Raw genomic sequence first — 18985 nt, 5'->3', positions numbered from 1 at the left:
GCAGTCTTCATGTTTATAAGAGTCGTACTACTTTTAGCAGCGATATGCTGCCTTAACGCATCCTCATGGGATATGATTGGAGGCATCGGCTGGGAAACAATCGGCTGGGACGAATGGGTGGCAGGCGATACTGCCAGCTTAATGGAACTGGAGGAATCGACTATATATGCTCCCGACGACGCGACAGAGGGTCCTTACTTCACGACCTACACAGGTACAAACTATTCCTTAGAAGGTAGTATTATATTCTGGGGACTCGACGATTGGGTCGATTACGAAGACGCAGGTGAAACTTTTGAAATCGAATTGATCAATGCACCCGCCGAGCTACAGGTTCATCCAATAAACTCCAGTTACGAGAGCAAATACCAAATCACCTGGACAGCTCCTAACGTCCCCACAGCCACGGAGTATACATTTACAGTAAGTGTCACCATCTATTATGCAGAGGAAATCACCGAAGAGCTACAAGGCACAATCACTCTAACTGTGCTCCCCGCACTCCCCCATATATCCAACAGCAACCTACTCACACAGGGATTTCGCATCCAGGATGATCCTGAAGATATTTATGAGCTGCAACTAGAGGTGGGCGATCCAGATGAAAGCTCCAGCGCAAGTCAGCTGACACTGGAGACACAAGATCCACGCTTCAGTTTTGAACGTGTGGTCACTGAGTATTGGTCGAATTGGGTCTTTGAATGGAACGATGCCTATCCAGCACCTCAAGTTTCCGAGCTCGTGCCACTACGCTTTTGGATGCGCGATCTGAATGACTCCCAAGAGCGTTGGACACTGAGCGAGCAAGAGCTCATGATCTTTGGCTACGACTATGAACGGGCCCACATCGATGCGCCCGCCCCCACCGAAGAAGCTTACTTCGGAAGTGCCATAGAGCTGATGCAGCCACAGATCGGCCTGCCCGTGACCGCATTCATTCAGGAGGCAGACTCACGCCAGGTGCATATTTATGAGCAATCGGCTGCAAACGGGACCTGGCAACACACTCAAACTCTAGTGAGCCCGGTAGAAGAGGTCGACTTCGGAGCCTCGATCACATCGTATGCAGACTTACTCGTCATCGCCGCCCCCGAGAGTGATTTTCCCCTAAACTGCCGAGTCTTTATCTATCAACGTGCCAGCGAAACGGGGCAATGGTCACTGCTGCAAACCTTAATACCTGATAATGAAGATCAAGCCGCGGCCTTCGGCGGCACAGTGGCCTTGGATCAGACGCCCATCGGCCCCAGCCAATATATTTACACACTGATGGTATCAGCCGACCAAGCACTCACAGATGATGTAGCGACCGGAGCCGTATGGGTCTACGAAGCCAGCGACACGACCACCCCCGTGTTCAGTAAAACTCAGATTATCGTGCCGCACGACGCCGAAGAGGATGACTATTTTGGCTGGCCTCTGGCCCTCCATGGTGAGCTCGCCGCGATCCCTTCTAACGAAGACGACGACCTCAGCGAAAACTCTGGCGCAGTCTACGTCTACCGACGCCAGACAAGCTCTGGACAATGGCAACTGGAGCAAAAGCTCAAGGCCGATGATGCCGACTACGACGATCTATTCGGCGAACGTGTCGCCATCTCAGATCACGGCATATTTGTCTCCGCCTTCCGCAAGTGGCAAGGCAACACCCCGCTCGGCGCCGTTTATCAATTTGAGTATGAAGGCGGCACTTGGGTTCAAACACGCCGTATCCGCACGGTCGAAGAAGCAAGCATGGATGAATACATCCAATGGGACTACAGCGCATACCTGCGTCAAATATATACAGTCAAACACTTCGGCTCCTCCCTCATCGCCGAAGGCGACACAGTTCTCATCGCAGGACTGCGACAAGGCTACGGATGGACTGCGATGGATCGCTCCATGGTCTATCAATTCGAATGGGACGAAAGCGCCAACGATTGGCAAGAAGTGCGCGCACTCTGCAGTCGCGATAGCGACCAGCCCGACAAACAAGGTGACTTAGGTAACAATTTTGGGAATGCACAAGCGCTCACAATGAAGGGCGACACCATTCTCGCAGGCGACCTCGGTCTGGACCTCACTGGCCTGCCCGACGCAGGGCGCGTCTACAGCTTTGCCCGCGCAGTCTCCACTGCCACAGCGACCGCGGCAGACCAGCAAACGTTTTTCGCAACGCTGGCCAGCCAAGCGCCCGGGCAGAGTGCTCCCACCGACGATGCCGATGGCGACGGCTGGCTCAATATAGTTGAATTCCACAGCGGGACCGATCCGATGCTCGCCAATCCAGCTCCACTCAGCTCGACCCAACATGTGGACTACCCGCACTTACCCACCTTCTCCTTCCTCAGCTCACGGACGCACGCAGCAGCCCGCCCGCGGGTCATGTATTCTCGCAGCTTAGAGCCCGATTCATGGGCCGAACTCCCCAACGCACGCTACCTGCCCGACCTCAAACTCGGCGACTCGATGCAAAAAACCATCGATCTCAGCCCCTACCAAATCGACGGACAGACACTTTTTCTACGCTTACAATATCCTATGGCCGAATAAACCTTCATCAGTATGAAGCGGCCGTCACTTTGACCGCACAAGGCAAGAGAAGACAGCATCGCTCGACCATCACCACGAGTCGCTAGAACAGGCTTTTATACCCTTGATTCTGTGAAATAAATGAGTGTGATGCACAGCTTTCATGAAATCGCCCACCATCATCGCACTCCTCCACGGCCCGGACCAACCGGGCTTGGTTTCGCGCGTATCCAGTTGGATCTTCTTGCGCGGCAGTAATATCGTGCATGCCGACCAGCACGAGGATCCCGAAGCAGGCATCTTCTTTCAACGCGTCGAATGGATTCCTTCAGGCCAAATCGACGAAGAGGCCGCTGCCTTCGAGAAATTTGCCTCGCAAGAACTCGGTATGACGGCACAGGTGGCGCAATCCACGCACCGCCCGAAAGTAGCGCTGTTTGTATCTAAGATCGATCACTGCTTTCACGACACGATTTTACGCTTCCGATCCGGAGAGATGGCAGGCGAGCTTGCCTGCGTCGTGTCGAATCATCAAGATCTGGCTGAAGATGCGGCCCGCTACGGAATCCCTTTTCATCATGTGCCGGTCACCAAAACCACCAAGGCTGAGGCCGAAGCGGAACAAATACGCATTGTGCATGCGTCTGGCGCAGACCTGATCGTAATGGCGCGCTATATGCAAGTACTCTCCGAGAGCTTTTTAGAAAAAGCGGGCTGCCCGGTGATCAATATCCACCACTCCTTTCTCCCGGCGTTTGCAGGCGGCAAGCCCTATCACCAAGCGCACATGCGCGGCGTTAAACTGATCGGTGCCACCGCTCACTATGCCACCGCTGACCTTGACGAAGGCCCCATCATCCACCAAGACGTTACCCGTATCAACCACCGTAACGCCATACCTGACCTCATTCGCAAAGGCCGCGACCTGGAAAAATCTGTCTTCGCTCAAGCGATCCGTCTCCACTTGGATAATCGGATTCTTGTTTACAATAACAAAACTGTAGTCTTCGACTAGATGACTACGCTTTTGAACGAACCCTGAGTCTCGCTGACACAATTTCTTAACTCTTAATTTCTAATCTCCGAAAATGAACCGCCCAAGCAAAAATAAACGCCACAATCCTACTTTACCTGAAAACGTCGACATCGTCGACGAGCGTAATCTAGTCGACCTTGAGGACTCTGAGGAAATCTCCATCGAAGATCGTATCAGTATCTACTGGATGGAAAACAAGGGCTTCATCAGTGGCTGCATTTTCGTGCTCGCGATACTGATCATCGCCTTCAATGGCATGCGCATGTATAAGAATCATGCTGAAGCCAAGCTGCAAGCCGCCTACTCAGAAGCGATTAATAACGAATCATTGGCTGAGTTCGCCCAAGCGAACCCTAAAAAGGATCTCGGCGGACTCGCTGCTCTGACAGTAGCCGACCAAGCCTACACCAATGAGGACTTCGAAAAGGCACTCAACTTCTACAGCATCGCCACCGACGCCTTGAGCGACAACGTTCTTGCGGGTCGTGCGCGCCTCGGACAGGCCTTTGCCAATTATTACAATGGTAACACTAGTGATGCTCTGGCGCAACTTGCGGATGTTGCCAGTGACAACAGTCTGGCTGAAGTGGCACGCGCCGAAGCCGCTTACCATCTGGCAATCGAAGCCGACGCAGACGGTCGCAGCGAAGATTACGATCGCTATGTGGCTCAAGTTCAAGCCAGCACGCTCGCCACTCAATGGCAGCAACGTATGAGTATTTACGAGCAACAAGCCCGCTAATACATCGACACAAACAAGTTTAAAGAAGCACAGGCACCTCGGAGCCTGTGCTTTTTTGTGGCTCCAGATTCAGAATTCAGTCTTTCCAGCAAATGCTGCTTTCGTCTGAATAGCCATTGAATGAGAAAATTGATTAGCCCCTCACAAGCACAGGAAGCAATCTTCCAGATGCTGGCCCGCTCTCCATCGATAGACTGCCCCATCGACCAATGTGCTGGGCGCATCTTACGCGAACACGTCAGAGCGGACCGCCCCTTCCCGCCTTTCAATCGCTCGATGATGGACGGCTACGCAATTCGCGCCGCTGAGATCGACGTGAGCGGCACTTTCAAGATCATTGCCCAAGCGCCCGCAGGCGCGCCTGAGTTGACCTTAGGCAATGAACCCAGTGTTTGCGCAGAAATCATGACTGGTGCCGTCGTTCCGAGCGATGCGGACTGCGTCGTCCCCTACGAAGTCACCCGTCAAATTGACGAGACCCACATGCAAGTCATCCATCCCAAGGATCATGCGGCAGGCGATTTCATTCACGCATATGCCAGCGATCGTCCCACTGGCGAAGTCCTGCTCGCACCAGGCATTCGCATCGGCTCGCGCGAGATCGCCGTTGCGGCCAGCTGTGGCTGCAAAACACTTTTGGTATCGGCAAAGCCATCCATCGCAGTCGTCAGCACAGGCGATGAATTGGTCGATATCACAGCCACCCCAGCCGCCCACCAGATCCGCCGCTCCAACGATTTAATGATCGATGCGGCACTCAAGCGCCGCGATCTGCCTGCAGCTCAGTTGGCCCACTTGCCCGACGAACCAAACGCCTGCCAAGCGCAACTCCAGGCTCTCATCGCTCAACATGACCTGATCATTCTCAGTGGTGGCATTTCGATGGGAAAAAAAGACTACATTCCCGCAGCCTTGGACGCGCTCGGGCTGCACTGCCAGTTTCACGGTGTTGCCCAAAAACCTGGCAAACCACTGGGTTTCTGGAGCCATCCCGAGTGCGCAGTGTTCACCCTCCCAGGGAACCCGCTCTCGACGCTTACCTGCTGGCACCAATACGTACTCCCAGCGCTCGACCATTTTATGGGACACGACAGCCCCCCAATTCCCCCACAGCTCAGCCTCGAAGCTCCGGTCAAAGCCCGCGACGATATCACGATCTTCCTCCCCGTCAGTCGCAAGGCCAACAACATCGCCTCGGCTCAACCTGCCAACAATTCAGGCGACCTGGTGCGTATCCTACAAAGCGACGGCTACATCGAACTGCCCCCGACTCAGGAAAAAGGCTATCCGGCTGGCAAAAGCTTCGACTTTCACCTCTGGTATTAGAAACTCTAGGCATGGAATTTACCCATATCGACAAAGACCAACGTCCCACCATGGTGGACGTTTCCGCCAAAACGGCCACGCAGCGCACGGCCATCGCTGAATGCTATGTTTATCTCGGCAGCGAGATCATGTCTGCCTTCGCTGAAGCCGGCTGGAGCAGCAAAAAAGGTCCCATCTTAGATACTGCTATCATCGCTGGCACCATGGCCGCCAAAAAGACCTCCGAGCTGATCCCATTTTGCCACCCACTCAACCTCAAGTCGGTCAAAATTGAGATCACCCCAGTCGATGAGGCGCGCTTACGGATCGAAGCAAGAGTCAAAGTGCTCGACCAAACTGGCGTCGAGATGGAAGCCCTCACCGCCGCCAGCGGTGCCGCGCTGACACTGTATGATATGTGCAAAGCGGCCTCCAAAGACATCGTGATCGAATCCACCCGTCTGATCGAAAAGACCGGCGGCAAATCCGACTATCACTTAAACCCGACAGCTTAACGCCGTCCAGACACTGATGACTCACCCAATTTACGGACTCGTCCTGGTCGGTGGCCAGAGCCAGCGCATGGGGCGCGACAAGGCACTACTCCGCTACGGTTCAGGCCCGACACAACTCGAACGCACCACCGCGCTGCTACAAAGTGTCTGCTCGCAGGTCTTTATTTCTCAGCGCTTGGAGCAAGCCTTTGCTACGCCCGCAGGCACCACTGCCATTTATGATCAGCTTGAGCACGTTAAAGGGCCCCTCTGCGGCATCCTCTCAGCCATGCACACGCATCCGGACGCGCACTGGCTGGTGCTGGCCTGCGACCTCCCCTATTTGAAAAGCGCCACCTTGGAGAAACTCATTGCTGCCTTCCAACAGCAAGCGCCCCAACTCACGGCCTATCGCAGTAGCCACGACGGCTTGCCCGAGCCACTCTGCGCGATCTATCCCGCGGGCAGCGATACCGGGCTCATGGCTCTATCACAGAAACTCGGTAAATGTTGCCCGCGTAAACTACTCATCGTGAAAGAAGCGTCGCTGGTGGAACAAGACGATCCCCGCAGTCTCGATAATGTCAACACCGCCGAAGAATACCAACAAACCCAGGGCGAATTCACCACATAAGCACGCATCCCCGCACACGCCCCCATCCCTTCGACTCTATCATGCAAATCCATATATTATACTTCGCGCAACTCGCCGACTTAGCCGGAAAAACTGAAGAATCCCGCAGCATCGATCACAATTCCCCCGCCGAACTTTACGCCAACTTGAAGCAAAGCTACAATTTCCCGTACGAGTTCAAGCATTTGCAAGTAGCGATCAACCACCAACTATCAGCACACAGCACCGAACTAAAGGACGGCGATTCAATCGCCTTTCTACCTCCCATGACTGGCGGTTGATTCTCCATTTGCACTGCCCCCATTCATAATGAACTTTTCCCTCACAGACCAAGCCATAGAGCCCACCAGCTTACGCCGAAAACTGCTCTCACTCTCAGCAGGCGCTTACTGCAGCTACGAAGGCTGGGTGCGTAACCATAACGAAGGTAAAATAGTCAAAGAACTTCACTACAGTGGCTACCCGCAACTCGCCCCGAGTATTGCGAATACAATACTCAAAGAGGCCAAAGAAAAATTTCATATCGAAGACGCAGCTGTGGTGCATCGCACCGGAGCACTCACAACGGGAGACATCGCGGTATGGGTGGGCGTAACTGCTCATCACCGTGGTGACACCTTTCTCGCCTGTCGTTATATCATCGACAACGTTAAACACCGACTCCCGATCTGGAAAAAGGAAATCTACGCCGACGATACCCAAGCCTGGATCGAAAGCAACCACTGCGGTTGCGCCGACCCAAAGAACCTAGAGCATCCGCATCAAACACATCCCTGAGCCCACATGAAAATCCAAGCTATCTACATTTCAACTGGTCACGACTTCGTAGGTCGCCATGGAAAAGGCCGTCTCAACCACGGCATCCAAAAAGTCGACACGGTGGACTGTGTCGCGGGATCTGGGCTCGTAGGTGATCGCTATTTCAACCACAAAGAAGACTACAAGGGCCAAATCACCTTCTTCGATTGGGCCGTCTATCTGCGTATCCGCAAGGATTTCAACTGCCCCGAGCTCGACCCCGCCTGGTTCCGGCGTAATGTCTTAACCTCAGGAGTCGACCTCAACACACTGATCGGCAAACGCTTCACCTTGCAAGGAGTCGAATTCGAAGGCAGCGAGGAATGCCGCCCCTGCTATTGGATGGACGAAGCCGTGGCCCCTGGCGTGCATGAAGCACTCAAAGGTTTTGGAGGTTTACGGGCCCGCATTCGGACTAGCGGCACTTTACACTGCCAACAAGATTAATTCAACTGTCCGAGGCGAATGCCACGACGCTCCAGTAGACTCCCATCAGCACGATAGAGTTCGACCTTCGCAATCAAATAAGCGACTCGGGCTTGGACCTCAGCGATTCGGCTCTTCACCAGATCGCTTTGAGACCGCGCCACATCCAGTGAAGTGCCTGAGCCCACTTCGAAACGATCTTCTTCGGCTTGTAGACTCTGCGCACGGTATTCACGAGTCGCCGCCGATGCACTGACTTGCTTGCGGGCACGCTCCAATTCATTCAAAGCCAGCAATACATCGTAGCGCACTAAGCTGCGTAGATTGGCTAGAGCCTCATCGGCTTGCTCCAGATTGGCTTTGGCAATGGTATCGCGTGCACGCGCGGATCGATTTCCAAGAACCTGACTCAACTCAAAGCCTACGGTATAGTCGTAGTTCTCTCCGTCATTCTCGCGAAAACTCTGCCGAAAGGTATCCGCATATCCCGAATGCCCCAGGTTAATAAATAGCTCTAGCTGTGGTAGGCGACCATTGCGTGTGACCACGGTCTCCAGCTGATCCCGTTCGCGGCGCAGCATGGCTTCTTCGATTTCAGGACGAGCTTGGAGCGCCAGCTGAATATGTTCCTCACGCTGGGGCTTAAAATCCGGATCGACCTGTGGCAAGCTGGTCGCCTGCAGCGGTAACACTTCGTGCACCGGCAGATCGGGGTAGATCAAGCGCATCAGTTCGTAGAGACGCTTGGTTCGTAAACTTTGAGCATCGATCAGGTTCTGCTGTTGCAGTGCCAATTCAGCTCGGGCCGCAGCGGCTTGATTCTTGGAAAGGTGGCCCACTTCAATCCGCGTTTCAATATCATCTAATTGTGCCTGCGAAACGCGAAGCGATTGTTCAAAGACGGTAATGGCTTCAGTCGCAGCAACTAAGTGCCAATATGCCGTTTCTACTTCGGCCACTAAAGCTTGTGTGAACCCCGCAAGCTCATGCGTGCTGGCAAGCGTGTCGAGCTTCGCCTGTCTCAAAGAAGCTAAATTCACCGCAGTGCCGAAGCCACGTAGTAATTGCTGCGTAATTGTCAGCCCATAGCGAACTTGTTGCTGTTCCGGCGCACGATTGGAAATACTGCGCGCGCTGTATACCGAAGCTTCGAGTTCTGTGCCAAAGGGTAAGCGTTGGCGCAGGCCAACTTCCGCTGCAACATCACTCCCCTCCACAGAGAACTGATCCACCGTCGAGCGTGAGGTCTCAGAAGCGATCTCTTCGACATACTCAAAACTAGCATAAAGCTCAGGATCATAGACCCCGCGCTCAATTTTCTCGAATGCTCCAGCGATGACGGGCTCTAATTGCTGAATGCTCAACTCGCGGTTATTTTGCAGTGCCTTAAATACAGCCTCTTCAATACTTAAGCCCCAGGCGGACTCGGATTGAGCATGGACGCAACTGGCGGCCAGTATCCAAACAATAAATACAGTCATACGTATCATGACGAGCTTACCTTTCCATTCTCCTTATGAACCAGAGTATATACGACAGGGATCAGAATCAGCGTGATACAAGTGGAACCGATTAAGCCTCCGACCACCGCGCGCGCCAGGGGTGCTTGAGCATCGGCACCTTCGCCAATCCCCAAAGCGAGCGGTAAGAGCCCAAGAATCGTCGTCAGGGTAGTCATGAGAATCGGACGAAAACGTCGACGTCCCGCTTCGACCACAGCCGAGTGTAGACTGTAGCCACCTTCCCGACCGAGCGAACTGGCTTGATCGACTAACAAGATCGCGTTGTTCACAACGATCCCACCTAGCATAATACAGCCGATTCCGGACTGCAGGTTTAGCGTGGTATCCGTCAACCAAAGCGTGAGTAAAACCCCGATCGCCGCCATCGGCGTAGACAGCATCACCACCAGCGGATCGCGTAAACTCTCATACTGACATGCCAGCACCATATAGACTAAGAGTAACGAAATCAGCAGCGCCACCAAGAGCTCCTGAAAGGCCTCTTGCTGCTCTTCAAAATTACCTGAGATATTGAGTTCATAATTATCCGGGCGTGGGATTCGGTCCAACGCCGCCTGAATCTCCTCAGCAACGGAGCCAAGGTCACGCCCCGCCACGTTGGCGGAAACAGTGACTTGGCGTTGTTGATTCTTACGCGTGATCTCCAGCGGAGCACGACTACTGACAGTGCTCACGAGGTTTCGCAGCACGACCATTTGCCCATCCGCAGTGCGCAATGTGAGATTCAACACCTCATCCAGTGAGCGCTTTTCAGCGTCCTTCAATTGCACCAAAATTCGGTAGGAATTACCCTCATTACGATAATTTCCCGCCCGCGAACCAGCGATGGCAGTCTCAATTACTTCGGTAATATCGCGCGGGGTAAAACCAAGGTCGGCCACTTTTTGCCGATCAATATGTATCTCTTGTTGGGGCGTGCCGGCATCAAAACTACGGTCGATGTCGGAGATTCCATCGATGCCTTCAATCGCCTCCGCGACCTTGGCCGAAAGTGCCTCTAAAGTATCTAATTCAAATCCTCGGATCTCCACAGTCACGCCCTCGTCACCACCGATGATTCGCTCCAGTAAAAACTGCCCTTGGGGGGCGCGGGTGCGAATCTTCATACCAGGCACTTTTCCCTCAATCGCTTTACGCAAATCCTCGGCGATTTGTACATTCGAACGCTGACGCTGGGCCGCGGGAGCAAGCGACATACGTATTTCACCCACGTTGTCACGCACAGATGCCACTGTGGAAATCGCCTCGGGCACGGCGGGATACACCAGTGCTTCCAGCAGACGTGTCTGCTGATCCAACAGCTCTAGCCTAGTGCCGACTTCCATCTCCCCCGTCACTCGCACTTCGCCTTCATCGCTCGGCGGTAAAAACTCCGTGCCTAAAAGCGGCACAATCAATAAGCTGAGCCCGAGTAGCAACACCATGCTCACCAACACTGTTACCCGATGTCGCAAGGCAGATTCCAGCATGCACAGGTAAGATTGATTCATACGCTCAAAGCCATGCGTTGCCTGATCTTTAAGCCTGTTCAACCATGCTGAAGACGGCCCCGCCTCATCCGCTGGCTTAAGCAAGCGCGAGGCCAGCATCGGCACCAAACTCAATGAAAGCAGCAATGAGCAAACCAGTGAAAAACAAATCACATAGGCTAATTCACGGAATAATAGCCCCGAACACGCCCTGTACAAATACAATGGGCAGAAAGATCACCAGTGTCGTGATTGTGCTCGCCACAATCGCTGGAGCCACCTCCCACGCGCCCTCGGCCGCGGCATCGACTCGATTCTTCTTTAACTCATCGCGCTGACGAAAGATGTTTTCCAATACGACGATAGAACTGTCCACCATCATACCGACCCCGAGCGCTAAGCCTCCGAGCGTCATTAAATTAATGGTCAGGCCGCCAAAGTAAACCAGCGAAAAGGTCGCGATAATAGAGATGGGGATCGAGACTGCAATCACCAGGGTGCTTCGGATATTTCGCAAAAAGAATAACAGGATCAACACCGCCAAGCCACCACCATACAGCACCGAGCGCGCAACGTTTTCGATCGAGCGCTCAATAAAATTGCCTTGATTGATTACAGGCACGACATGGATCTGTGGAAACTCTTCATTGATCCGTTCGATCTCTTCGAGAATTTGACGCGAGACCTCCACCGTGTTCGCGGCCGATTGTTTACGGATCGCGATACGCACGCCTCGCTCGCCATTGACACGAATCATACGGGTGAGCTTTTCGTAGGTGTCGCGCACATCGGCGACATCGCCCACCTTCACCGCAGCACCACCACGCACCGTAAGCACGGTGTCGCGGATCTGTTCGACACTCTCAAATTGTGCCGGCGCTCGCAGTGTCACTTCATAGCGCCCTTCCTGAATCTGCCCGGCAGGCAAATCCAAATTGGCATCCCGCAGGGTGCTCAAAATTTCATTTAGCGACAGACCGAGCGCATTGATTTTTTCTGGGTAAAGTTCAACCCGCACCTCACGTGGAAATCCTCCCCAGAAGTCAACTTGCGCAACGCCCGGAATCTGCGTAAAGCGGTGGCGAATGCGGTCTTCAATGAGTTGAGTCAATTCTACCGGGTCCAGTGGACTCGAAACACCGATCAATACTACCGGAAAACTATTGATACTAAATTTACTGATGCGTGGACGAACGATATCGTCTGGAAGTTCGCTAATCTCATCTTCGATTGTAGCCCGCAAGTCGATGGCTGCGGCGTCGAGATCGGTGCCCCAGACAAAGGTCACTTCGACGTTACTACGCCCCTCTTCTGAGGTAGAGGTAATTTCCTCTACACCTGGCACCGTCGCAACGATTTCCTCGATGATCTGCGTAATCAAACGCTCAATCACCTCAGGGCTGGCACCTTCGTATTCGGTGCGGACCGATGCGGTCGGCAGCTCAATACTGGGCAATAGATCGATCTGTATGCGACTGAGCGAGACCCCACCTAATACGATCAATATGAGAGCCACCATCGTCGTAAAGATCGGGCGGCGGACACTGAGACGTGGTAAATTCATTTAGCTGGATGCGATACTAATGAAATAGGTGAACCGTCCTCAACCAACTGTTGCCCCAGCACGATCACATGACCTGCTAGATTTTCTCCCAGCACTTGCACACGGTTTCCCTCGCGCACACCGACTTCCACCGGGCGCCATTGCGCGGTCTGCCCTGCTTCATCAACCAGGAAAATACCTTGCGTATCGGAACGAGTCACCAAGGCAACATCGGGTACAATCTGCGCCTGCTCGACTTCCCGCACCACGACCTTGGCACGCACAAACATGCCAGGCTTCAAGCGGGTGTCTGCATTGGGAACTGTAATTTCGATACGTGCCTGACGAGAGCTAACTTGAAAGACAGGCGCAATGCGTTCGATAGAAGCTGTAAAAGTCTCGTTCGGATAAGCATCCGTTTCCAAGTCGACGGTCTGACCAAGCGACAATTGTGGATAATCCTTTTCCGACACAAAAAAGACTCCAGTCAGCGGATCGACATCCACGATACGTATCAAAGGCGATAGCGCATTGAGAGTTTCGCCTTCGTCAGCATATCGCTCCGCAACCGCCCGCGCCGAAGCATCCCCCGACCAAAGTGCGCGCACTTCAGTATATCCTAATTGAATACGGGCCGATTCCACCGACGACTCCGCACGCTGGATCTGTGCCTTTTGCACTTCCAACCGCGCCTCAGCTGCCAATAGATCACTCTGGACGATGTCAAACTCCGCCTCCGAGGCCACGCCGCGCTCGCGCAACACCCGCGAGCGCTCCATGGCACGCTGCGCGATCTTCAAATGACTTTCGGACTCCATCAAATTGGCCTGCGCGACCAACAAGTCTGCCTGAGCCTGTGTCAGTGCTTGTTGATACTCCGCATCATCCAGGGTGGCCACGACCATGCCTTGTTGAACTGTGTCACCGATATCGACATGTATTTCCTCGATCAGACCACTGACTTTAGGAGAAATCGGGAATGATGCACTCGCCTCCAAAGCACCGCTGAAGACCCGCAGCTCACGAATAGAGCCCTGCTCGATAGCAGCCACTTCCACGGGCGCGGCAGGACGCGTGCTCTGACGAGCCCTCACGTCACCATCACCGCAACCAGCCAGGAATACGCTGAGGCAGAATATAACTAGAATTACGTAATGAGAAATCATAGAAGGTAGCATCAAAATGAATTGGACGAACTTCTACAAAATTTATTCCCAACGCAATTGAACAAATAATAAAACATTCAAACTGACCAACATTACAAAAAAGTAGTCAGGAGACAGATGTCAGCAGTCAAGGCTTGGTGGCCTCGGCCCCTGGAACAGGAGACGCGGCCTTACACGCTCCCCGAAACTACCGGCGGCGACGGCACGCGACAAACCCCAAAGCCGCGGCACCAATCAGCAGAGCAAATGCAGAAGATTCAGGAACCATCACAAAATCTGGAGTCATATCGATATCAATGTGACGATTACCTTGCCCAGTCCCCGTCACGCCCATCACAAGATTAATCACCGGAGCGATGGTATTAAATCCAATCGTGACAGGCGACTGATCATAAGGGTCAGTGCTAGTCACATTTCCCCAAGGTGTAAACGGCCCAGGTAATACACCTACCGTGTAACCGGAAATCAAAGAATAATTCACTGTTAAATCTGTAATTTCAGCAAGTTGCTTAACAGCGGTTTGTGTGGTTTGGCTAGTCTGCATCCCTGCAAAGTCAGCACGATTAGAACCAACATCGCTATCCAAATCGTCGAATTGCACACGCAGGTTGTCACCTGTAACTGAAGCCACATTCACAGCTGTTAAAGTGCCGGACTGCACAAATGAAATTGAAACTTTAGCCCAGATACTTGCCGCTGATAATTTTTTAAAGCGTAAGCGCACATCATCACCACGACCGGCTTCATTCGCAAAGTAAATCAGAGAGGAATTATTTACACTCGCAGCGGTCACCGTAAATATCGCATCAATCGAATTCACGCCCCCCGCTCCGCCTAGATTCGCAACATTTGTTGCTTTATATTGGCTACCTACAATTTTGCCCGAACCACCAGTCGCAGCAGTAATCGGTGTAAAATTAAAGTTAGTGAAATTCATGGAAATACTAGCAAGAGCCGTGGTAGCTGCCCAAACGCTAGAGGTCAAAACGGAGAACCAAATTTTATTTTTCATACAATCCTTGCACCAAAAACTTCTTAATCCCGAGACGACCGCTCACTACACTAAGATAAAAATTGTAAAATTTTTATCAAAAATGAACGAACTCTACAAAAAGTCAAGATGAGACGATGAAGAGAAATTGTATATTAGACATAAAACTTGTCTAGCCAGCTGCTCCTTCGCGAGCGGCCTTCGTCATGCGCACAACATTCCGAACCGGATTCTTGGTGATGATGTTGCCGCCGGCAGAACGACCACGCACTGCTAGGTCTTTGAAGAAGACTTCCTCCTCGGTCTTGCGCAGTCTGGGCGCGGGCTTGAGGTTAATCTTCACCGCGTCGGGCTCGCCACCTTCTGTTGGATAACAGGAAATATACAGCACACGTGAGCCGGGCTTACCTTTGGTCAAATCGTATTCCCGATCGCGCGTGACTCCGCCAGTAGTGAAGTGCTTGGCCAAAGTCGGGCCGGACTTACCGTCTCGATAGACCATACAATAGGTCAAAGAATTGGGGTCGGCACGGTTAAAAATGTCGATATGAACGAGGTTCTTACCAAAAAAGGCTTTCTCACTCACCTTGCTGACGATCAGCTTGCCCTCTTGGTTGATCGCGATGACGTCGTCTAGGTTGGAGCACTTGCATACGGCTTCGTCCTTTTTCATGCCGTAACCGGCAAAACCTTCCTTCTTGTCGACGTACAGTGTCTCATTCGCGATCACGACGTCTTGAGCAACGACCTTTTGGAATGAAGCCAACTCCGTCTTACGTTCGCGCCCCGCTCCGTATTTCTTTTTCAGCTCGGAAAACCACTTGATGGTATACTTGGTCAAATGGTTGAGATTCTTCTGAGTCGTCTCGATGTCCTCTTCCAGGCCTTTAATTAATTCATTGGCACGGAAGGAATCGAATTTAGAAATACGCTTAATCTTAATTTCCAACAGGCGAAGAATGTCGTCCTGAGTGATCTCACGTTTGAAGAGTTTTTTATAAGGCTCCAGACCGACGTCCACGGTGTGAATGACGGCTTCCCAAGTTTCTTCCTCTTCGATTCGGCGATAGATGCGTTTCTCAATAAAAATCTTCTCCAGTGAGCTGAAATGCCATTTTTCTTCGAGTTCGCTGAGTTGGATTTCGAGCTCCAACTTAAGCAAGTTGCGGGTCTTTTCAGTCGCCAAGTATAAGAGGTCGGCTGCAGAAAAGAAATGCGGCTTCTCATTTTCGATCACACAAATATTAGTCGATACGGACAATTCACAGTCGGTAAATGCATAGAGCGCCTGCTCGACGACAAATGGGTCCGACCCCGCGGGTAGGTAAACCAAAATCTCAACTACGTCCGCAGTGTTATCTTCAACCCGTTGAATCTTGATTTTCCCCTTTTCATTGGCCGAAATAATGGAGTCGATCAAACTGGTGGTGGTTTTACCAAATGGTAGCTCTGTAATCGCCAATAAGTTCTTCTTACGTGCCTCAATTCGAGCGCGCACTTTGACCCGTCCACCGCGCTTACCATTGTTATACTCGGATACGTCGGCAATACCACCCGTCGGAAAATCAGGCACCAATTCGGGCGTCTCCTTGCGCAAAAGTGCAATACAGCCATCCAACAGCTCAATAAAATTGTGAGGGAGAATCTTACAAGAAAGTCCGACTGCGATTCCTTCAGCGCCTTGCGCCAGCAGCAGAGGGAATTTAACCGGAAGGGTGTCTGGCTCTTTGTTGCGACCGTCGTACGAAGCAAGCCAATTGGTAGTCTTCGGATTGAAAACCACATCCAAAGCAAATTTAGACAGTCGGGCTTCGATATAACGAGCCGCTGCTGCCGAGTCACCGGTCAGCGTGTTGCCCCAATTGCCCTGCATGTCGATCAGCAAGTCTTTTTGCCCCAGTTGCACCATGGCATCCCCGATCGATGCATCCCCGTGCGGGTGATACTTCATGGTGTTACCGATTACGTTGGCCACCTTATTATAGCGACCGTCTTCCAGCTCACGCATCGAGTGCAGAATGCGGCGTTGCACCGGCTTGAGGCCGTCATTGGCATGAGGCACAGCTCGCTCCAAGATCACATAGCTGGCGTAATCAAGAAACCAGTCGCTAAACATCTCGTCCACGTGGCCGGTGTCGGTCTTGAGCGCGAAAATGTCTTCAGTCGTCATCGGCGCAGCCTCAACGGGCTCAGAAGGCTGGTCGAATTCAAGGTCAAAGTTGTCTGTATTAGGCGTCTTTTTACGAGGCATATTTGCAGAGTGAGAGGTTTTCAGCAGCGGTGTTCAAGTAGATTTCTTTACAGGCTGCATTATGGGGCTCAATCAAGAAGCTCAAAAAAACTGCAATTAGCCAGCCTCATTCCAGTGACTTGAAAGTTGAATAATTTTTTACCAATCGTGTTTTATCCTTACCATTGGCTCGTTCAGTGCTAGGTTGCAGTCATGTCTAATCAAACACCCTCCTCCACCTCACATAAAGCACTTCTCAAATGGGTCGAAAAGATGGTCACCCTCTGCGAACCTGAGTCCATTCACTGGTGCGACGGCTCCCAACAAGAAGCGGACAGCCTCTTTTCGATGATGGTCGAAAAGAACACATGCATAAAACTCAACGAAGCGAAACGCCCCAATAGCTACCTGTTCCGCTCTGACCCACGCGACGTCGCACGCGTCGAGTCAAAGACATTTATCTGCTCCCAAAATAAAGATGGAGCCGGTCCAACCAACAACTGGGAAGACCCGCGCGAAATGCGACGTAAACTGAAGCAATTGTTTAATGGCTGCATGCATGGCCGCACCATGTATGTGATCCCCTTCAGCATGGGCCCGGTGGGGGGACCGATCTCGAAGATCGGAGTCGAAATCACTGATTCACCCTACGTGGTCGTCAACATGCGCATCATGACGCGTATCGGCACTCCCGTGCTCGACGTGCTCGGCACCGATGGATTTTTCGTCCCCTGCCTGCATTCAGTCGGTTGCCCCCTCGAAGAGGGTGATGTGGATGTGCCCTGGCCCTGTAACCCTGAAGACACACATATCGTGCATTTCCCCGAAGAGCGCACGATCGTCTCCTACGGTTCCGGCTATGGAGGCAATGCACTCTTAGGCAAAAAATGCCTGGCACTGCGTATCGCATCCACCCTGGCTCGCGACGAAGGTTGGATGGCCGAGCATATGCTCATTCTCGGGGTCGAAGAGCCCGACGGAACCAAGACTTACGTGACAGCCGCCTTCCCCAGCGCCTGCGGTAAAACAAATTTTGCCATGGTGATCCCACCGAAGGAAATGGAGGGCTACAAAGTTACCTGCGTCGGCGACGATATCGCGTGGATAAAGCCCGGCCCCGACGGTTGCCTCTACGCAATCAACCCCGAAGCAGGTTTCTTCGGGGTTGCTCCCGGTACTTCCTTCGACACCAACCCGAGCGCAATGACCTCCTGCTCCAAAGATACCATCTTTACCAATGTCGCGCTCACAGACGATGGCGATGTCTGGTGGGAAGGCATGACAAAAGAGACTCCCGCGCACCTGATCGACTGGAAGGGCAACGATTGGACCCCGGAAAGCGATACTCCCTCAGCGCATCCCAACAGCCGCTTTACCGCACCAGCGGCCAACTGCCCGGTCATCGACCCCGACTGGGAAAAGCCCGAAGGTGTTCGCATACATGCCATGGTCTTTGGAGGGCGTCGCATGAGCGATGTGCCCCTAGTCTCCCAAGCCTTTAACTGGGGCCACGGCGTTTACCTCGGCGCTACCACCGGATCAGAAATGACCGCTGCCGCGGAAGGAACCTTGGGTAAGGTCCGCCGCGACCCGATGGCGATGCTCCCCTTCTGCGGCTATCACATGGGCGATTACTTTCGCCACTGGATCAAGATGCAACGCAACCTGGCCGAAACCCCACGCATTTTTAACGTCAACTGGTTCCGCAAAGATGACGAAGGTAAATTCCTCTGGCCAGGCTTTAGCGACAACATGCGACCACTCCGTTGGATCGTCGAACGCGCCACAGGCCGTGCCGGCGCGAAAGAAACGCCCATTGGTTGGATGCCACGCTATAGCGACATTGACTGGCGTGGACTGGATATGAGCGAAGAAGACTTCGAAAAGCTCATGCACATCGACCGCGAGCGCTTACGCATGCAAACTTTAACGCATGAGGAACTCTTCCTAAAGTTGCACGAGCACTTGCCAAAAGAAATGATCTTTCAACGGGAAATGCTAATTTCCCGACTATAGCGCCCTTCACACCGCTCCCGCCCGAGCATAGGGCCTCGTCTCTGACAGATTCCAGTCTAAGTCCTGAAATCTGCCAGTTTGCTTGACGTGCGCAAAAT

At 52.8% G+C, this 18985-nt stretch carries 16 protein-coding genes; 10 read left to right on the top strand and 6 right to left on the bottom strand.

The features are described from left to right. Positions 1–72: 72 nt before the first annotated feature. From SH580_RS21670 to SH580_RS21630, 9 genes are all read left to right on the top strand, one after another. Positions 73–2535 carry an FG-GAP repeat protein gene (locus tag SH580_RS21670; RefSeq protein WP_319832894.1) on the top strand — a complete coding sequence of 821 codons (2463 nt, stop codon included), beginning with the start codon at positions 73–75 and terminating at the stop codon, positions 2533–2535. A gap of 142 nt (positions 2536–2677) precedes the next feature. Then, a complete protein-coding gene (purU, locus tag SH580_RS21665) occupies positions 2678–3529 on the top strand; it encodes a formyltetrahydrofolate deformylase (RefSeq protein WP_319832893.1) in 852 nt (283 codons plus the stop codon). A 73-nt stretch (positions 3530–3602) separates the two neighbouring features. After that, positions 3603–4292 carry a YfgM family protein gene (locus SH580_RS21660; protein ID WP_319832892.1) on the top strand — a complete coding sequence of 230 codons (690 nt, stop codon included), beginning with the start codon at positions 3603–3605 and terminating at the stop codon, positions 4290–4292. A gap of 120 nt (positions 4293–4412) precedes the next feature. After that, complete coding sequence (locus SH580_RS21655; protein ID WP_319832891.1) at positions 4413–5618, top strand: molybdopterin molybdotransferase MoeA; 1206 nt, start codon at positions 4413–4415, stop codon at positions 5616–5618. Between the two features lie 11 nt (positions 5619–5629). After that, positions 5630–6112 (top strand): cyclic pyranopterin monophosphate synthase MoaC, encoded by a 483-nt coding sequence (moaC, locus tag SH580_RS21650; RefSeq protein WP_319832890.1) that lies wholly within the window; start codon positions 5630–5632, stop codon positions 6110–6112. Between the two features lie 16 nt (positions 6113–6128). Then, positions 6129–6725 (top strand): NTP transferase domain-containing protein, encoded by a 597-nt coding sequence (locus tag SH580_RS21645; protein ID WP_319832889.1) that lies wholly within the window; start codon positions 6129–6131, stop codon positions 6723–6725. 41 nt (positions 6726–6766) lie between these two features. Then, positions 6767–7006, top strand: coding sequence for a MoaD/ThiS family protein (locus SH580_RS21640; RefSeq protein WP_319832888.1), 240 nt, complete (start codon positions 6767–6769; stop codon positions 7004–7006). A 28-nt stretch (positions 7007–7034) separates the two neighbouring features. Beyond that, entirely contained in the window at positions 7035–7502 is a 468-nt protein-coding gene (locus tag SH580_RS21635; RefSeq protein WP_319832887.1) for a molybdenum cofactor biosynthesis protein MoaE, read from the top strand. 6 nt (positions 7503–7508) lie between these two features. Continuing rightward, positions 7509–7970 carry an MOSC domain-containing protein gene (locus tag SH580_RS21630; RefSeq protein ID WP_319832886.1) on the top strand — a complete coding sequence of 154 codons (462 nt, stop codon included), beginning with the start codon at positions 7509–7511 and terminating at the stop codon, positions 7968–7970. Here SH580_RS21630 and SH580_RS21625 read toward each other — a convergent pair. The 6 genes from SH580_RS21625 to SH580_RS21600 form a co-directional block, all read right to left on the bottom strand. Next, on the bottom strand, positions 7967–9430 hold the full coding sequence (locus tag SH580_RS21625) for a TolC family protein (RefSeq protein ID WP_319832885.1): 1464 nt from the start codon (positions 9428–9430) through the stop codon (positions 7967–7969). The two genes, SH580_RS21630 and SH580_RS21625, sit on opposite strands and share 4 nt — an antisense overlap. 5 nt (positions 9431–9435) lie before the next feature. Further along, on the bottom strand, positions 9436–11115 hold the full coding sequence (locus SH580_RS21620; RefSeq protein ID WP_319832884.1) for an efflux RND transporter permease subunit: 1680 nt from the start codon (positions 11113–11115) through the stop codon (positions 9436–9438). 10 nt (positions 11116–11125) lie between these two features. Next, positions 11126–12505 carry an efflux RND transporter permease subunit gene (locus SH580_RS21615; RefSeq protein WP_319832883.1) on the bottom strand — a complete coding sequence of 460 codons (1380 nt, stop codon included), beginning with the start codon at positions 12503–12505 and terminating at the stop codon, positions 11126–11128. Beyond that, positions 12502–13650: an efflux RND transporter periplasmic adaptor subunit gene (locus SH580_RS21610; RefSeq protein WP_319832882.1), complete on the bottom strand. Its 1149-nt coding sequence runs from the start codon at positions 13648–13650 to the stop codon at positions 12502–12504. Before SH580_RS21610 ends, SH580_RS21615 begins: the two co-directional genes overlap by 4 nt. A 187-nt stretch (positions 13651–13837) precedes the next feature. Next, the gene (locus tag SH580_RS21605; protein ID WP_319832881.1) at positions 13838–14662 is read right to left on the bottom strand and encodes a hypothetical protein; all 825 of its coding nucleotides are present in this window, start codon (positions 14660–14662) and stop codon (positions 13838–13840) included. A gap of 151 nt (positions 14663–14813) precedes the next feature. After that, entirely contained in the window at positions 14814–16892 is a 2079-nt protein-coding gene (locus SH580_RS21600; RefSeq protein ID WP_319832880.1) for a DNA gyrase/topoisomerase IV subunit A, read from the bottom strand. A gap of 192 nt (positions 16893–17084) precedes the next feature. Here SH580_RS21600 and SH580_RS21595 point away from each other — a divergent pair, with 192 nt between their 5' ends. Further along, a complete protein-coding gene (locus SH580_RS21595; protein ID WP_319832879.1) occupies positions 17085–18887 on the top strand; it encodes a phosphoenolpyruvate carboxykinase (GTP) in 1803 nt (600 codons plus the stop codon). Positions 18888–18985: the final 98 nt, after the last annotated feature.

This window comes from Coraliomargarita algicola (genome assembly GCF_033878955.1).
Lineage (GTDB): Bacteria > Verrucomicrobiota > Verrucomicrobiia > Opitutales > Coraliomargaritaceae > Thalassobacterium > Thalassobacterium algicola.
This window is presented reverse-complemented; position numbering and strand designations above follow the sequence as displayed.

Excerpts from the sequence above, each read along its gene's own strand:
- SH580_RS21655 (WP_319832891.1), top strand. The coding sequence starts at position 4,413 with ATGAGAAAATTGATTAGCCCCTCACAAGCACAGGAAGCAATCTTCCAG.
- SH580_RS21600 (WP_319832880.1), bottom strand. The coding sequence starts at position 16,892 with ATGCCTCGTAAAAAGACGCCTAATACAGACAACTTTGACCTTGAATTC.
- SH580_RS21660 (WP_319832892.1), top strand. The coding sequence starts at position 3,603 with ATGAACCGCCCAAGCAAAAATAAACGCCACAATCCTACTTTACCTGAA.
- SH580_RS21615 (WP_319832883.1), bottom strand. The coding sequence starts at position 12,505 with ATGAATTTACCACGTCTCAGTGTCCGCCGCCCGATCTTTACGACGATG.
- SH580_RS21605 (WP_319832881.1), bottom strand. The coding sequence starts at position 14,662 with ATGAAAAATAAAATTTGGTTCTCCGTTTTGACCTCTAGCGTTTGGGCA.
- SH580_RS21595 (WP_319832879.1), top strand. The coding sequence starts at position 17,085 with ATGTCTAATCAAACACCCTCCTCCACCTCACATAAAGCACTTCTCAAA.
- SH580_RS21630 (WP_319832886.1), top strand. The coding sequence starts at position 7,509 with ATGAAAATCCAAGCTATCTACATTTCAACTGGTCACGACTTCGTAGGT.
- SH580_RS21610 (WP_319832882.1), bottom strand. The coding sequence starts at position 13,650 with ATGATTTCTCATTACGTAATTCTAGTTATATTCTGCCTCAGCGTATTC.
- SH580_RS21645 (WP_319832889.1), top strand. The coding sequence starts at position 6,129 with ATGACTCACCCAATTTACGGACTCGTCCTGGTCGGTGGCCAGAGCCAG.
- purU (WP_319832893.1), top strand. The coding sequence starts at position 2,678 with ATGAAATCGCCCACCATCATCGCACTCCTCCACGGCCCGGACCAACCG.
- SH580_RS21640 (WP_319832888.1), top strand. The coding sequence starts at position 6,767 with ATGCAAATCCATATATTATACTTCGCGCAACTCGCCGACTTAGCCGGA.
- SH580_RS21625 (WP_319832885.1), bottom strand. The coding sequence starts at position 9,430 with ATGACTGTATTTATTGTTTGGATACTGGCCGCCAGTTGCGTCCATGCT.
- SH580_RS21670 (WP_319832894.1), top strand. The coding sequence starts at position 73 with ATGATTGGAGGCATCGGCTGGGAAACAATCGGCTGGGACGAATGGGTG.
- SH580_RS21635 (WP_319832887.1), top strand. The coding sequence starts at position 7,035 with ATGAACTTTTCCCTCACAGACCAAGCCATAGAGCCCACCAGCTTACGC.
- moaC (WP_319832890.1), top strand. The coding sequence starts at position 5,630 with ATGGAATTTACCCATATCGACAAAGACCAACGTCCCACCATGGTGGAC.